The sequence below is a fragment of the Pelagibius sp. Alg239-R121 genome (assembly GCF_947331435.1).
In the GTDB taxonomy this organism is placed as follows: Bacteria; Pseudomonadota; Alphaproteobacteria; order Kiloniellales; family Kiloniellaceae; genus Denitrobaculum.
Map to the genome: position 1 here is coordinate 17,411 of NZ_CAMZOF010000018.1, position 16,416 is coordinate 33,826.

Sequence of the window (16,416 nt, forward strand, 5' to 3'; positions counted from 1 at the left end):
TTTGTTTATCATTTCTTTCCGAGGCACTTTTCGACAGCTTGCAACAGTGCGTCATTGTCCAGGGGTTTGTAAAAAGTGGCGTTCGCACCGAATTTCTCCGCCATAGCGAGGAAGTCGAAATTGCCTATACGTGATCCTCCCGAGATCGCAATCACGTTCACATCAGGATTTTGTTTTCTCAGCTCGGTGATCGTTTCAAGGCCGTCTTTTTCCGGCATGACGATATCTGCGATGACGAGGTCGATTGGTAGCTTGCTCGCAATCTCCATTGCTTGGACTCCGTTACTCGCAGTTGTAATGTCATGGCCAGCGCGCGAAAGAAAAACCTCCAGCATTTCGCAGATCAGCGGCTCGTCGTCTACTATCAAGATTTTTGCCATCTCGTCCCTCCGCACATATAGCATCACTTCGAACTCTCCAGATTAACATGCGGAGCTGGATCCACCCCAGAATAGATTGGAAAGTAGATCTCGAAGGTGGTTCCGCGGTCGACGCACGTTAAAATTACAGTGACGCCTTCGTGTGCTTTTACAATGCCGTGCACAACGGCAAGCCCGAGACCGGTTCCTTCGCCAACTGGCCTCGTCGTGAAAAATGGGTCGTAAATTTTAGGGAGAATCTCATCCGAAATACCGCAGCCCTGATCAACGACGGATATGCGAACATGCGGACCCGGATTTAGTCCTAGATGTTGGTCCGCAAAGTGTTGATTGATTTCGACCTGAACCAAGTTCAGGGTTATAGTTCCCTTCCTATCCATGTGAGCCTGATAGGCATTGGTTACCAGATTTACGGTCAGTTGCTGAATTTGCGATTTGTCGGCGAGGACGGTCCCGCAGTTGTTTTCGATCTCCACATTCAGAATCATTGTAGATGGCAGGCCCGCCCGCAGCAGGGTCAAGGATTCCTCTACGGCCAGGCTAATGTCTATTGGGACGCGGTTTGCTACTTCCTGCCGGCTGAAAAATAGGATCTGATCTACAATCGATTTTGAACGATGCGCAGCCTTTTCAATCCTTGACACCAGCTGCGCCAATGAGCTGCCATCGGGCAGCTCTTTCAGAGCTATATTTGTGGAGCCCAGGATGACGTACAGCATGTTGTTGAAATCATGGGCAATGCCACCTGCGAGCGTGCCTAGGCTATCTAGCTTTTGTGCGTGTACCAGCTGCCGTTCCAATGTATGCCGCTGTACAAGTTCCTGTTCCAGATCTCGATTTGCTTCGTCGAGCTCGCTGGTTCTCTGCTGCAATTCGGCGGTGCGCTGCCGAACTTGGTGCTCGAGATGGTCGAAGGTGGTTCTGAGCTGATCGACCTCGTCGCCTGTTCTGGGTAGCGGGGTTAGAGCCGGACCGTAGCCTTTTCCAAGTGAGGCCATGGCGCTGGTCAGATTTTTAATTGGCCGAACCACTGTCAGTACGATAAGGCCGAGGAGCGTCACGGAACCGATGAGTGCTAGGATCAAGAGCGTCAGGATTGTCGTTCTGGCCTGATCAACTGCCTGTTCTGCGGCGTCGTCTGCTCCATCGCTGATTGCATCTGCCGTTCCGGCTACCTTGTCCAGAGCTGCGACAACGTTATCCGCATCCGCTTCAAGACGTTCGGCAAGTACCATGGTTAGGGTTTTTGCATCCAACATCGACTGATGCGTGTCAAACAACCGGCCCTTGCCATGTGCTAAGATGACCCAGTTCTCGAGCATGATTTCGAGATGAGCGGCATCGGCAATGTCCTCCTCAGATTCAGCCAAGTTCGCCAACACCTCGAGATGTGGCTTTACCTCCTGATAGGTTGTCAGAAAACTACCCTTTACCATCTCCAACTCGCCGGGCCTTTGCTCCGCAAGGTATTCGCCGGCAGTATCTTGTAACTCGATGATCAGTCGCTGCATCTTCAATGCTGCTTCGACGACGGGATAGTCTTTGTCGAAGAGTTTTCCGAGCACTGCGTTGACTGCTGCGCCGTCGGCACCAGCCTGCTCGAGTTTGTCGCCTTTCTCTTCCGCTTTTGCCATCTGGGCTTCGTTCTCTTCGGCGAACTCGTCAAGCGCGCTGGTAAGCTCAGAGCCCACGGCATCGAACGACATGAGCAATCTGAACCCCTCTGTCTCCAGTTCCAGCCGTCGGCGGTGGGCGGCGACCATCTGAACGGCGTGGTCGATGAATTCAGACTGTTCCTGGCGTGCAGTCTCCAGCTCATCGAGAAGCGATTCATCCTCTACTAGACTCTGTAGTTCCAGATAGGTATCTGCGAATCGCTGATTTAGGGAATCAAGCTCCTTTGTCAATGGATCGATGTCTACGATATCCTCGTCCGCAATGACTTCTTCGGCGACCTTGGTGGCTTCAAAAATGAGAGCAATAAGGTTGTCCGAGGTTTCGACTGTCGGTGCTGCGACGTCAGATATGTTGCTCAGAGTGCTGTTGATCTTGTCGATGAAATAGAGGCCTGTCACACCAACCAGAACGGCGATAATGGAGATTGCCCCGAAACCGGCGACCAGTTTAGTAGAAATCGAAAGGTTCCCCAGGGGACCACAGGCCCTATTGAACAGAAGATGGCCTCGATTGTGTATGAGTTCTTTGGAGGCAGCGTTCTCTGATGACATTTAACTTCCTCAATGAAAATTCATGGAGGTTTGATAGCCCACCGGTCGTGTTTTGATCAGTAAAATCATGCGCAGAAAAGCGTTGCGGGTGAGCGAGGGCAATTCTCGAGTGATTGTCTGTTTCCATTAGACGCCTTATCGACCTGTAGGCACATTATTGAGTTAAGGGTTGGAGTTGGTGAATTGCCATTGCGAGCGAACCGATGTCGAGCAGCATAGGCCTGTGCTGACACGGCTACTTTTAGGGTGGTAGAATTCGCATCGTGCAACACTATGCGAATCCATTCAAATCTTCGCAAACCACATACGGCAACCGAACCGTCACGATCGTACCTTGCCCAGGTTCGGTATCTATGCTGAGCGTACCGCCTTGAACTTCTGCAAGCCGCTTGCTTATAGACAGTCCGACGCCCAGTCCACGATTGTGCTTAGCATGCATTGAATCGGTAGCACCGAAGAGAATGAGGGCAGCCTCGACTTCTTCCCGTGACATCCCGGGGCCTTGGTCGGTGATGCTGATCGATACACGTTCGCGGTCTTCTTTCCAGGCAGCTATTGCAACACTTTTCCCGTTGCTGCTAAATTTTATCGCATTTTCGAGCAGGCTGCAGAGGATCCATCTAAGCCAGGCTTCGTCCGCTCGAACTTCCGGACAGTTCCGTGGGATCGCCGTCTTCAGCCGAATGTTTCTGCGTTTGGCATTGTGAGTGAACAGCGTCAGCACTTGGGCGACTGAGTTACGTAGGCACAGGTTCCCAATATCAAAATTCGCTTCTTGAAGCTCGACCCGCGAAGCCTCGAGCATGCTTTCCAAATGTTTGAGAAGGTGCCTGCTGCTTTTGATGATGCCGTCTAGGTAACTATCGTAGCGCTCATCCCCAAATGGTCCATAGATCTTCATTTGCATCATTTCAGCCAAGCCCATGACACCGGTTAATGGTGTGCGCAACTCATGGCTCATGTGGGACAAGAACGCGGCCTTTGCCCGGTTGGCGGCATTTGCCTGCTTTTTCGTCTCTCTCAACTTGCGTATGAGAACTTCTTTCGCAGCAAGCTGTTTTTCCAGTTCGTTGTTCGCTTGGTCAAGGATACGTCGTGTGTTGAGAAGGTCGTTCATCGTTTCGTTGTAGGCCGTTGCCATGGAATGTGCTCCGGCTATTTCCATTGAAACCTGCTGGAACGAGCCTCTTAAAAAGCGGGAGTGAAGTTCTGTGGCTATCATAATTGCGAACCTCCTACTGCGTTTGTTTTGTCGCTATGAATTAAACAATATAAGCTGTTTAAACGTAAAAAGATAATCTTTTGTTAATGCCGAAGTGGATTTTTGGTTGATTTACTGGGGTTTTATTCGGATAGGTTGAGGTTTGGCTTATCACGCGTAGATCGATGGTGGTATTATTTGATCTGCCGTAGGTTTCATCGAACCGTTGAAGGTTTTAACGCACGAACCTGATGCGTTAGTTTAAATCTGAGGATGAAGCTAGTTGGAGCTATTCAGGACTTGATGAATTAGGGCGTACTGCGCGAGTCTTTAGTCTTTTCACGAAAGCGGTGAAGGAAATCCGTTCTATCACTTCTGACCGCTAGGTTGAGGTCAACCAATTTTTAACCCCAGAGTTTAATTGTGTAAATCTGTTGACTAAAACGATGTAGTACGTTTAATTGTAAGTGATTATTCGTTTAATCGAATAGTCTTGGCGGTGCAACGTTGCGATCGCTAGCGTATGCAGTCACCAAACTAGTCATCTCCAAATTACTCGCGACAATGCCGGTATAAAATCAAATGGCAAAAAAAGGAAGATCCAAGCCGGGCGCTTCATCTTCTTCCAACCGTTCCCGTGAGGATTGGTTGCTGGAAGTCGCATCGGAGATGAAAAGCTGGTTTGATGATTTGGGTTTTCCTTTGCCTGCCTTTGAGGTTCGTACAGGTTTTCCGAGTGCCGGCCGGCGCAGCCCGAATATCACAGATTCCTGGGCTCAGGATGAGGGAGGGACCTATGTAGTCTTTGTGCGCCCTGACCGTAGTGACGGGACCGAGGTGGCGGCTGCACTTGCTTTTCAACTTTGCCGGATTGCGGTAGGTGAGCGCGATCGCCATGGATACCTATTTCGCCACCTTGCGATATCGGTCGGTCTAAAAGGAACCAAGACTGAATCCCCGCCAGGTACCCTATTCAAGGAACTGGTGAAGCCCGTACTGAAAAGTGCTGGGGAGTTGCCTTCTCCCGAAATCTCACCAACAGATAAAGACAGAAAGACGAGTCAGACAACGCGTATGATGAAAGTGTTCTGTGGAGAGTGTGGCTACGTAGCACGTGTTTCCCGGAAGTGGCTTGAAGAGGTCGGCCCGCCGCTCTGTCCACTTCACGGCCCAATGACGCCGGATAGCTGACGAATGCCCTCTTCGTACGTCCGCTGAAGCGAGCCCGAGAAAGTACTAATTCGGGATCGTACTCGACAGAGCGGCTGTTCCGCCCCCATAGCCAGGTGCGCAAATATGACTGAGTCGCTCTTCTCGGCAGAGTTAGACCAGGCGATGCCGACATCCATGGTCAATATGGCGTCTGAAACTGGCTTGACCTCGTCCTGCCGGAGCTGGTTGGGTGGATGCAGGCAACGGTGGTATTGTCAGTCGTTGAAGAGTGCCACTGATCTCCTACTACTATATTCTGGGTGTGGACCAAGGCATCCGCCTCGGACAGGTCATGGCAGCACAGACAGATTTCGCCGTGAACCAGGGGCGTACCGCGGTTGGCTAGGCTGATCGGCCAGGCGTAAAGACTCGGGGATGTGTCTTTCCAGCTCCTCGAGGAGGGCGCGCCCGCTGCTCGAAACCATAGGCATCACCAAAGACTGTCCCGGCGTTAACGCCCTGGATTTTTGCAGAGGCGTGCTCAGCGTGTTCGTACATCATGAGATGCTCGACGATTGAGACTTTCATCTCTCGCTGGGTGGGCGTGTCGATAGCCTCCTTTGCTTCGAACAGCAGGTAGTCGAGACCGTAAAGGCCTTCCACCCGTAATTTGGACCATATTCCCGGGCTGTTCGTCAGACGATAAGTTTCATAAAATCTCTATATAATGTTTAAACGATCAATATATGTTTGAATATTTTTTAAAAGTTTAATTCTTTAATCACTTTTTTGAGGTTACCTTTTCAATTGAAAGGAGCTCAAAAAATATGATCACGAACCAATTTGTTAGGAGGTTCTTGCTTCTGTCTGCAAGGTGCTTTCCATTAGTAGCACGAGCAATTGATCAAGCCTTCCACATGGGCGCGTTCCCTTCGCTCAGCGCAGCGTTCTGGCTGAAGAAGTCCCCAAGAATGAGGCGACCTGACGCACAGTTTGCCAGTATTAGACGTGACCGAAGGTCACCAGGGCAAGGAAGGTCGCAGACACAAAAAAGGACAGGGCTCAATCCATCTTCGCCTCGCTGGAACATCCAGAAATCCGGCTTTGGATTTTCCTTGTGCTCGAAGCTGGCGACAAGCTGCTTGCCTTATAGGCCTTCTTGAACTTCAAACCAGGAGTAGCTTCATGTCGAAAACCAATCTTAATCTCGTCGTATCCCTCATTTACGACAACGGTACCGACAGGATCACCTATCGCCGTGTTGGCATCGTCTTTCAAGACAACGAAAAGAATACGGCGCTAACGATCTCAAATTCATCTTGGACTTTCCCATAGGGGTCACCGAACTCTTTGCCTTTCCCTCATCGAAGGCCGGTCAGTCTGGAGACAATACCGATTCCGATCGACTCTGAAGACGAAGTCAAATGAAGCGAGAAAGAAGTCATGAATTCGACTAAACAACACACAACATGGACAGCCAAGCACAATGCCGCCCTTGGTCAAAACATCCGGAAACATCGGACAATTAGCGGCCTGTCCCAAACGGCGTTGGGCGAAGCCATAGGCATCACATTTCAACAACTTCAAAAGTACGAAAAAGGTGTCAACCGCATCACCGCCGCTCGTCTTTATCAGATCGCTTTGGTTCTAGAATTGGACCTTGATAATCTATTTAGAGGAGACGTTTTCCGAGAGAGTGCGATCAAGTACCCCTCAGAAAGTATGCTCGAGATGACCAGGGCTTTCGAGCAAATCCAAGGCAAAAAGGTCCGAATATCACTCCTACGTCTCATTCGGTCAGCTGCTTTGGCGAAGTTAAGCGCCCCGCTTGGAGCAAATACCCAATCTGTTTTGCGTTGATCGGCTGAACCGAAGGGCTGTGGATCGTATTTCCAAGAGACTTATGTAAAAATCACTATCAGTTGTTCTAATATAAAAATAAAAAACTATATTTTCCGATAAAACAATTTTTATATAATAAAAACTTATATTTTTTTATCACGTTAATAATTATTTTGTATTTTATACATAGTTTATACTTAGCATAAGGCACTATTATGATCTGTGATGGGTGTATTATGGCTTGAAGTAGATCGATTTACTATGAGTTATAGCTGTGGTTAAGGGTGTCTGCATCAAACGTCTACGGCCTGTTCTGCACTATCGATCTTATGGAAACACCGTTCCGAACGAGGAAGTTACTCATGGGTACAAAAGAAACTCAAAGTGAGAACACGAGTCCACAAATCAGCCAATCGAATGGTAATTTTGGACGCAGTAATCCCTTTACCAAGTTGAAAGTTGGGCAGAAAATCGGTCTGGGGTCCGGGTTGGTGCTTGCATTTTTGGCCATTGTCAGCGCGCTCTCCTACGTTGGGCTTTCCGGTGTGAATAGTCAGTTCAAGGAATATCGTAGCCTAGCGCGCCAAACTGCGCAGATGGGCCGTATCCAAGGCAATTTGCTATCTGCACGCCTGGGCGTGAAGGATTATATCATCAAAAATTCGGAGCAAGACGCTGAAAAAGTAAGGCATCGAGCACAGGCTACAGAGGAAATCATTCGAGAGTCTGAAGCTCTGTTTCACGGCAGTGATCACTTTGCAACGATACTTGCTGCGGAAGAGGGAATTGCTGACTACCGCTCGTCTTTCGAAGAGGTGACAGTTCTGGTCAATAGGCGCAATCAGCTTGTGGAGCAACTCAACAGCATCGGTCCCGAGTCCGAGCGCACACTGACCAAGATCATGAAGAGCGCATTCGAGGACGGCGATGCAACGGCTGCATTTCACGCCGGTATCTCTCTGCGACACTTGTTGCTGGCACGACTCTATTCGAATCGTTTCCTGGTTGACAACAAACAGGCAAGTGCAGACCGCTCAAATCAGGAACTCAACGACTTTGAGCGCACTGTCGAAAAAATGACGACAGAAATACAAAATCCTACGCGACGCAACTTAACGAAAAAACTCGTTAAGCTCGCAGGTGATTACAAAGCGACTTTCGCTGAAGTAAGCGACACCATCTCCAAGCGAAACAACATCATAAAAAGAGTTTTGGACGTAATCGGCCCCAAACTGGCCAACGAATTCGAGCAGATCAAACTCGACAACAAACGAGAACAGGATACTCTGGGCCCGCAGGCGACAAAGGACATAAATAGTGCCGTGTTCACTGTTGAAATTATTGCTGCGGTTGCAATAGCACTAGGCGTTCTCCTAGCCTTTTTCACCGGCAGAGCGATTTCACATCCGATCGTAGAGATGACGAACGCTATGGGCAAATTGGCCGAGGGCGACAATACAGTTGAAATTCCGGCCCAGAACCGCGGCGATGAGATCGGCGCAATGGCTGCTGCCGTGCAGATCTTTAAGGAAAATGCGATTGATGCAAACCGTCTGCGCGAAGAACAGGCTCAGGCCAAACAGCAATCCGAGGAAGAGACGCGTCAGGCGACACTCACGATGGCTGACGATCTCGAAGCTAGCGTGAAAGGTGTTGTCGAGGGCGTAGCCGGCGCTGCAAACGAAATGAAAATCACGGCCCAATCATTGTCGGCCGCTTCCGAACAAACCAGTAGCCGGTCGACGACGGTTGCCGCCGCCTCGGAAGAGGCAACGGTGACGGCACAGACGGTGGCAGCAGCAGCCGAAGAATTGTCAAACTCGATCCAGGAAATCGCACGTCAGGTAGAGGACGCAGCAAACGTATCCTCGAGCGGTAAAGACCAGGCGAAGTCTACAAATGCGACGGTCATGGGCCTAGCCGAGGGTGCACAGAAAATTGGCGATGTTGTGAACTTGATTAACGACATCGCCGAGCAGACCAATCTGCTGGCATTGAACGCCACGATTGAGGCCGCCCGGGCCGGAGAAGCTGGTAAGGGCTTTGCTGTGGTAGCGTCCGAAGTCAAGTCTTTGGCAAACCAGACTGCGAAGGCAACCGAAGAAATCAGCCAGCAGATTGGCACCATGCAGGACTCCACACAGCGGACCGTCAAGGAGATTGAAACAGTGGTCGAGGCCATGTCAAAGATCAGTGAGATGACAACAGCCGTAGCCTCAGCGGTTGAACAACAAAATGCCGCGACGCGAGAAATTGCTCAGAATATTCAGCAGACGGCTTCAGGCACTCAGGAAGTCTCCTCGAATATCGTCGAAGTAAATTCCGCGGCTCAGCAATCGTATGAAGCGGTCGGTAATGTGCTAGAGGTGGTGAGTGCACTGACCACACAATCCGATACCCTGCGCAGCGAGCTCGAGCAGTTCTTGCATAGACTTCGGTCTACTTAGCTCAATCCGAGTAACTGGACTACGAAGTTCTGGATCACGGTCAGGGCCAAATGTGCCATCAATTTTCACGGAAATGCCGAGAGTAAGATAGTCTGTATTGCTCAAGTCAGTTAAATTGAAAAAAGGGTACCGAACAATTCGGCTCTCGCAACGCACGGATTTTCTAACTCTCGGCATTGCCTTAAGAACGGCGCTGTATGGCTTGAGGCCGGTCAACAGTGAGCCGTCAAGGTCGCTGGATAACGGAGGCCTTCGCCAGTTGGCGCTGTTCCAGAGGTTTGAGAACTGACTGTAGATTGCTTCCACAGGTCGGGGAGCAACTCAGCGGCAAGCAACTAACTCTACGTGTCTGAATCTGCTCCACTCAGTGATGTTTTCCCTGCATCTTCAAGCGATGCTCATTGTCGAGTTGTGAAAATAGAAATTCAACCATAGCAAGTTATTGATTTATAGTTGCTTAGTTGTTTTATCCACAGATAATTATCTCTCTGGTGGTTGTTGATGGTTGCCGGTGACATTTTTGTGATCTAACCTAAAGCTGTAAATGCGAGTCGGCGCAATTGTCAAAAAGATGAAGAGGCGTAATGGGTTACGCTTTTGTTTCGCAATCTTTGCGGGATGCTTTCTTGCGACCTAACGGAAGAGGTCTCTGCGGCGGGTGCAAAAATGCGGTGTGTCTGGCTCGTTCGGCGGTGCCGGTTCCTTTGGGAGCCGGCTTTTTTGTGACCTGAAGCCTTTTTCAGGCTTCGGTTTTGTTTGTCTGCGTGGTTTTGGGGGAATAGCCGATGCTTTATAGCGTGTTGCGTTCGATTGAACGTACCTATTCGAGGACACGTTCGAGGCAGCATTTGCTAAGCACAACGCGTTCGGATGTGGCAGAGAATACTGTCCAACGCAGCCCGCTTTCGGTACCTCGTCTGCTGTCGTTTGGGTCTAAAACCGTTGCGGGGCAGAGGGGCTTGCTGCTCTCGGCGGTTACCGCGGTGGGGTTGTTGATTGCCGGCGGGCCGACCGCTTTGGCGCAGACGACAGTGGCGGGTGTGACCCCCGGGTCTTTGGCGGTTGACGAGACCGGCGCCGCGAATTACCGGCTTCCGATCGAAGTCCCGCCAGGCGTCGCAGGTCTCTCTCCAGATCTGTCGCTGCTCTATCGCAGTCGTAAGAAGAACGGCATCCTCGGCGTGGGCTGGGTGCTGGACGGTGTCTCGGTGATCGAACGCTGCAGCCGCACTACTGCTCAGGACGGCGCGCGGGGTGGCATCGACTATAGCGCGAACGATCGTTTCTGCCTGGATAACGAGCGCCTCGTATCTGTAGGCACAGGCACCTATGGAGACAACGGCACAGAGTACCGCACTGAAATCCAGTCCTTCTCCAAGGTCGTGTCCAATGGCACGGCAGGAACAGGCCCGTTGTCCTTCACAGTCTGGACCAAGTCGGGCCAGATTCTGGAGTATGGCAACACGGCTGATTCCCGTGTCGAGGTGCCGGGACAGTCGGATGTGCGTTACTGGGCGCTGAACAAGGTCTCGGACCGTTTCGGCAACGAGATGACCTTCAGCTATGCGGAAGACACGACTGCCACATCGGCCACCGAGAACACCCACAAGCTTACCCGCATCGACTACGGCGGGAATACCTCTCAGAGCACGAGCGCGCAGGCCTCTGTCCAATTAACTTACGAGGCCCGGACCGATACGCGGGTCAGCTACGTTGCGCAGGCCCGCAGTCAGCTGCTGGAGCGCCTCAAGACGATCGACACCTACGCAAAGGTTGGCGTGACCGACACACTGGTCAAGCGCTACAACCTCGCCTATACCCCCGGCGATGCCACAGGCCGCTCACGCCTGACATCAGTTACAGAGTGTGACGGCGATCTCGCAACGCCGAGCTGCTTCGAGCCCGTCAGCTTTACTTATAGCGATTTGGTGGTGGGCACTGCGGCCTTTAGTCTTGATTCCGCTCTTAATCTTCGGGATGTCATTGAAGATAAGACAAAAAACCTTCGTCGCGGCGAGTTCGTCGATGCCGATGGCGACGGCCGAACGGACTGGGTTCGGGCCTATAGGGATGCTGGTGGCACGGCAAAACAGGCCACTTATTTAAATGACGGTGCGAGCTGGGTCTACACGCCAAGTCTCAATCTTCCCGACGTCATCGTTGATAGAATCGATGAGCTTCGTCGCGGCGAGTTCGTCGATGTCAATGGCGACGGCCTGGTGGATTGGGTCAGAGCCTACAGAAACGGTGCCGGTTCGGCCAAACAAGCCACTTTCCTCAACAACGGTACGAACTGGGACTATACGCCGAGCTTCAATCTTCCCGACGTCATCGAAGACAAAGTCGATAATCTACGGCGCGGCGAGTTCGTCGATGTTAATGGCGACGGCCTGATCGACTGGGTGCGGGCCTACAAAAATGCCGCTGGTTCGATAAAGCAAGCCACCTACCTGAACAACAACGGTACGAGCTGGGTCTGGACGCCGAGCCTCAATCTTCCCGACGTCATCGAAGACAAGTCAAAGAACCTTAAGCGCGGCGAGTTCGTCGATGTCGACGGTGACGGCCTAGTCGACTGGGTGCGCGCTTACAAGGACGGAAACGGCTCCATCAGTCAGGCAACTTGGCTCAACAGCGGTTCGGCCTGGATCTACACGCCGAGCTACAATCTTCCCGACGTCATCGAAGACAAGAGTGCAAATCTTCGTCGCGGCGAGTTCGTCGACGTCAATGGCGATGGACTGGCCGACTGGGTCCGGGCTTACAAGGATGGAAATGGTTCCATCAATCAGGCGACCTGGCTCAACAGCGGCACGGGCTGGGTACTTACGCCAAGCTACAATCTTCCCGACGTGATCGAAGACAAGTCAAAGAACCTCGAGCGCGGCGAGTTTGTTGATGTCAATGGTGATGGTCTTGTGGACTGGGTCCGGGCCTATAAGGATGCCGCCGCTACGATCAAGCAGGCGACTTGGCTGAACAGTGGCAAGGGTTGGGTTTTTACGACCAGCTATGACCTTCCGGACGTCATCGAAGACAAACCGAAGGATCTAAAGCGCGGTGAGTTTGTCGATGCCAATGGAGATGGCCTTGCTGACTGGGTGCGTGCCTATATGGATTCCGCTGGCACCATCAAACAGGCAACTTGGTTGGGTTTGGCAAAAACACCCGACACGCTCATCTCTGTCACCGGCAGCCTGGGCCGGGTCGCAAGCGTCACCTACAAGCCTCTGACCGATGATACGGTCTACAGCAAAGACAGCGGCGCGCTGTTCCCTGAGCGGGATATCCAGGTTTCGGCCCATGTGGTCTCGCAGATCAGCCGCGATGACGGCCTCGGTGGCCAGAAGGCAACCGACTACACCTACGCCGGTGGACGCTATCACGATCAGGGCCGCAGGTTCCTGGGCTTCCGGGAGATGACGGCGACCGATGTCCAGACCGGTAATGTCACCACCACGACCTACGAGCGCGACTACCGCTACAGCGGTTTCGTTAAGGAAAATAAGATCGCCATCGCCAATGGCGCACTGCTGGAAAAGACCACCTATACCTGGGCCTCGACCGAGACAGCGGTTACCGGTCAGCCTTCAATTGTATTTCCTCATCTCGCGCAATCGACGACCGAGCGCTACGAGATCAATGATGGCGACGGTAACTCCCCGCTGATCTCCGAGACGGTCGCAAATACCTTCGACAGCTACGGCAACCCGACGTTGATCGTTGGCACCACCACGGGCTACCCAGCCGCGGGCGACACTGAGACCTTCACCACGACCTCGACCAACACTTTCACCAACGACACAACGAACTGGTTGATCGGTCAGCGCACGCGGACCGAGGTCGCGAAGTCCCGCTACGGCGGCAGCGCCGTCACGCGGACCATGTCCTGGGTCTACGATGTTACCACCGGCCGGGTGACCCAGGAAGTGATCGAGCCCGATACATCCACGCACAAGCTTACCCGCGACTACAGCTACGACGTCTTTGGCAACCTGACCGGCACCACGATCAGCGGTGGCAATATCGCGACCCGAACCACCTCGGCAGCCTACGACAGCAACGGTCTGCTGATGGTCAGTGCAAGCAATGCTCTGGGTCATGGCGAAAACCGGACCATGGACGCACGCTACGGCGTTACCACCAGTCAGACCGATCCCAATCTCCTTACCACCACTTGGCTCTATGACGGCTTTGGCCGACGGACCAAGGAACTGCGCGCCGATGGCACGGAAACCCAATATAATTACGAACTCTGCAGCGGCGCGGGAAATCCCTGCACGGCGCCAGCCGGTACGATCTATCTGATCGAAAGCCAGGATTTCCTGACGGCGGGCCAGACGGCGATTAGCGGCAAAAGCATTACCTATTTCGACAAGCTAAACCGGAAACTCCGGAGTGAAACCGAGGGCTTTGCCAACGGTTCGAAGATTCACGTCGATAGCAAGTACAATGTCCGCGGCTTTATCGAAGAGGTCTCACGGCCCTACTTTGCCGGAACGGCTGCCGCGAACATCAAGTGGACCAAAACCTTCTACGATGTGGTCGGGCGGCGGCTCAACCTGATCGAGCCGGACAACCGCTACTTCACCACCAGCTACGACGGCTTTAAGACCGTCAACACAAACCCCCTGTCCCAGGTCGAGGATCGGATTACCAATGCACTAGGGGAACTGGTCTCCAGCCGGGATCACCTGAATGCGGTCAGCAGCTACAATTACGACGCGTTCGGTAATCTGATCTCCACCGATGTCGAGGGTCTGGTCACGACGATGACCTATGACATACGTGGCAACAGGATCACCATGGACGATCCTGACATGGGCTATTGGACCTATGCCCACGACGTCCTGGGGCAGTTGCTGACCCAAAACGATGCCAAGAACCAGATGGTCACCATGACCTACGACAAACTGGGGCGCATAAGCACCCGGGTCGAGGCCGAGGGCACCACCAACTGGACCTACGACAACGCCATGACTGGTGTTGGCAAGATCCATCAGATCTCTGGCCCCAACGGCTATCTCCAGGTTCAAAGCTATGACAGCCTGGGCCGGTCCGATCAAACCACCCGGACTATCTCCGGCTCGGTCTATGCGACCTCAATGACCTACGATGCCGCAGGACGTGAAGACACTCGGACCTATCCCTCCGGCTTTGCGGTGCAGAACAGCTACAATGCCAGGGGATATCTCGCCTCGGTCTCCGAGGTTCTCGGTGGCACGACTTATTGGCAAGCCAACACGGTCAATGCGGAAGGCAAGATCACGCAAGAGACCCTGGGCAACGGCGTGGTCACGGACCGGAGCTACGACCCGGCCCGGAACCTGGTGCAGTCCATTACTTCGACCTCCGGCGCGAACACGGTCCAGGACCTGACCTTTGTCTTTGACCAGATGGGCAATTTGACTGAGCGCAGGGACCTGCAGCGGGATCGGACAGAAGACTTTACTTATGACAATCGCAACCAATTACTGAGCGCAACGCTGAGCGAGACCTCAACCACCAATCAGCTCGGCACACCGACCACCTACAGCTACGATTTGATCGGCAACATCACGAACAAGTCTGATATTGGTAACTATCTCTACGGTCAGAACGGCGCGGGTCCGCACGCAGTGACGACGGCGGGTTCAAACACCTACAGTTACGATGCCAACGGCGGCATGATCTCTGGAGCCGGCCGCACGGTGGCCTGGACGTCTTTCCGAAAACCTCAGCTCATCACCGACGCTCTGACCGGCAACCAGACGTCCTTTGTCTATGGTCCTGACCGGGCGCGTATTGAGCAGAACGCGCTCACCAACGGGCTCACGACGACCACGACCTACATCGGCAATACCTACGAGCGGCGCAGTCGCCTCAGCCAGCCGGACGAACTGGTGCACTATATCCGCGCCAGTGACACCGTGGCGATCTTCACCAAGATGGACGATGGCAATGCGTTGACTGACAAGACCCGTTACCTGCATCGGGATCACATCTACTCGGTGGAGAGCATCACTGACGAGACAGGCACGGTCACTGAACATCTCTCCTATGATGCTCACGGCAAGCGTCGGAAAACGGATTGGCAGGCGGGTCCACCGGTCGCGCAGCCAAACGAGACACCCAGAGGTTTCACCGGCCACGAGCATTTAGATGGCGTCGGACTGATCCACATGAACGGCAGGGTTTACGAACCCACACTCGGGCGCTTTCTGTCACCGGACCCATATGTCCAGATCCCGGAAACACCCAAGGGCTTTAACCGCTATACCTACGTCTTTAACAACCCGCTCAGCTTTACTGATCCGTCAGGGTTTTTCGCCAATGACGCCGGCTTTAATGGAGAGGGTGATATAGGCCAGTCCTGTTGTGGATTTGGAGATTCTGCTAACGATGGTCATGACGGAGGAGGCTCTGATGGTGGCTTGGCTGAAGCCGGGACAGGTAAACAAACGAATCCGTCTAGCACTTCTAAATCAAGTCGCGGACACACTGGATACGATGCCAGCACCGATCATTTGGGACTCCACGAGCTTGGAGGGTTAAATAATTTCGGATGGGCCGACACTTATATAGGGCCGTACCCGTACTCCGATCAGTTTGCAGATTTCGCTACTGAAGTGGCCAAAGGTATAGGTTATGACGAAATAGGTAAAAGGGTTGACCCGCCTAAGAATCAACATGAAGAGAAGGCGCGAACTTTTGGCGCCACTTTGAGTTCTGTATTTTCTGGAGTATTACCTGGAAGAGTCCCATCATCTAAGTATGGCAATACTAAAGCATTGCCAAATCAATCAAAAATTGCTGATGTTGCCGAAGATATTTCCCAACAAGTCCGGGAAGCTCTAGGATTAACAGGAAAAAGACGGGCGCAAAATCCCGCTGATGCTACCTATCCAACAGAAAGAGCAGCGCGGAGAGCAGCGTTTCGAGCGAATAATGTACCAACATCCAAAGCAAACAATTACAGCGTCACTCAGGAATACGGCTCACCTAACCTTTCGGGTCCAAAAAACCGGCCATCTCAGACTATCGACACAGAAGATGTAAATGGTAATCCAGTTTCCATTCCCAATCATCGGAATGGGCATAAGTTTGAAGACAATAATACGTACGAAGCGCCACATTATCAGGGACCAAAGGGTGAGCACTTCAACTATGATGAATTGAAGTAAGAA

General features: G+C 52.4%; 9 protein-coding genes. 5 read left to right on the plus strand and 4 right to left on the minus strand.

Going from position 1 to position 16,416, the window contains the following annotated elements:
• Positions 1-8: 8 nt before the first annotated feature.
• The 3 genes from QMZ18_RS35280 to QMZ18_RS35290 form a co-directional block, all read right to left on the minus strand.
• A complete protein-coding gene (locus QMZ18_RS35280; RefSeq protein WP_282611148.1) occupies positions 9-380 on the minus strand; it encodes a response regulator in 372 nt (123 codons plus the stop codon).
• A gap of 23 nt (positions 381-403) precedes the next feature.
• Complete coding sequence (locus QMZ18_RS35285; RefSeq protein ID WP_282611149.1) at positions 404-2,608, minus strand: ATP-binding protein; 2,205 nt, start codon at positions 2,606-2,608, stop codon at positions 404-406.
• 271 nt (positions 2,609-2,879) lie between these two features.
• Entirely contained in the window at positions 2,880-3,830 is a 951-nt protein-coding gene (locus tag QMZ18_RS35290; RefSeq protein ID WP_282611150.1) for a sensor histidine kinase KdpD, read from the minus strand.
• Positions 3,831-4,391: 561 nt separating this feature from the next.
• Between QMZ18_RS35290 and QMZ18_RS35295 the strand changes: the two genes are divergently transcribed.
• Positions 4,392-5,000, plus strand: a complete 609-nt coding sequence (locus QMZ18_RS35295; protein ID WP_282611151.1) for a hypothetical protein — start codon at positions 4,392-4,394, stop codon at positions 4,998-5,000.
• Positions 5,001-5,363: 363 nt separating this feature from the next.
• Here the strand turns inward: QMZ18_RS35295 and QMZ18_RS35300 are convergent, their stop codons facing one another.
• Positions 5,364-5,624 carry a hypothetical protein gene (locus tag QMZ18_RS35300; protein ID WP_282611152.1) on the minus strand — a complete coding sequence of 87 codons (261 nt, stop codon included), beginning with the start codon at positions 5,622-5,624 and terminating at the stop codon, positions 5,364-5,366.
• Positions 5,625-6,146: 522 nt separating this feature from the next.
• Between QMZ18_RS35300 and QMZ18_RS35305 the strand changes: the two genes are divergently transcribed.
• The 4 genes from QMZ18_RS35305 (at position 6,147) to QMZ18_RS35320 (ending at position 16,413) form a co-directional block, all read left to right on the plus strand.
• Complete coding sequence (locus tag QMZ18_RS35305) at positions 6,147-6,296, plus strand: hypothetical protein (protein ID WP_282611153.1); 150 nt, start codon at positions 6,147-6,149, stop codon at positions 6,294-6,296.
• A 108-nt stretch (positions 6,297-6,404) separates the two neighbouring features.
• Positions 6,405-6,821: a helix-turn-helix domain-containing protein gene (locus QMZ18_RS35310; RefSeq protein ID WP_282611154.1), complete on the plus strand. Its 417-nt coding sequence runs from the start codon at positions 6,405-6,407 to the stop codon at positions 6,819-6,821.
• A 344-nt stretch (positions 6,822-7,165) separates the two neighbouring features.
• Positions 7,166-9,250, plus strand: coding sequence for a methyl-accepting chemotaxis protein (locus QMZ18_RS35315; protein WP_282611155.1), 2,085 nt, complete (start codon positions 7,166-7,168; stop codon positions 9,248-9,250).
• Between the two features lie 872 nt (positions 9,251-10,122).
• On the plus strand, positions 10,123-16,413 hold the full coding sequence (locus tag QMZ18_RS35320) for an RHS repeat-associated core domain-containing protein (protein WP_282611156.1): 6,291 nt from the start codon (positions 10,123-10,125) through the stop codon (positions 16,411-16,413).
• Positions 16,414-16,416 lie beyond the last annotated feature (3 nt).

What these genes read in the sequence shown, in the direction of transcription:
- QMZ18_RS35280 (WP_282611148.1), bottom strand. Translation starts at nt 380, where the DNA reads ATGGCAAAAATCTTGATAGTAGACGACGAGCCGCTGATCTGCGAAATG.
- QMZ18_RS35285 (WP_282611149.1), bottom strand. Translation starts at nt 2,608, where the DNA reads ATGTCATCAGAGAACGCTGCCTCCAAAGAACTCATACACAATCGAGGC.
- QMZ18_RS35290 (WP_282611150.1), bottom strand. Translation starts at nt 3,830, where the DNA reads ATGATAGCCACAGAACTTCACTCCCGCTTTTTAAGAGGCTCGTTCCAG.
- QMZ18_RS35295 (WP_282611151.1), top strand. Translation starts at nt 4,392, where the DNA reads ATGGCAAAAAAAGGAAGATCCAAGCCGGGCGCTTCATCTTCTTCCAAC.
- QMZ18_RS35305 (WP_282611153.1), top strand. Translation starts at nt 6,147, where the DNA reads ATGTCGAAAACCAATCTTAATCTCGTCGTATCCCTCATTTACGACAAC.
- QMZ18_RS35310 (WP_282611154.1), top strand. Translation starts at nt 6,405, where the DNA reads ATGAATTCGACTAAACAACACACAACATGGACAGCCAAGCACAATGCC.
- QMZ18_RS35315 (WP_282611155.1), top strand. Translation starts at nt 7,166, where the DNA reads ATGGGTACAAAAGAAACTCAAAGTGAGAACACGAGTCCACAAATCAGC.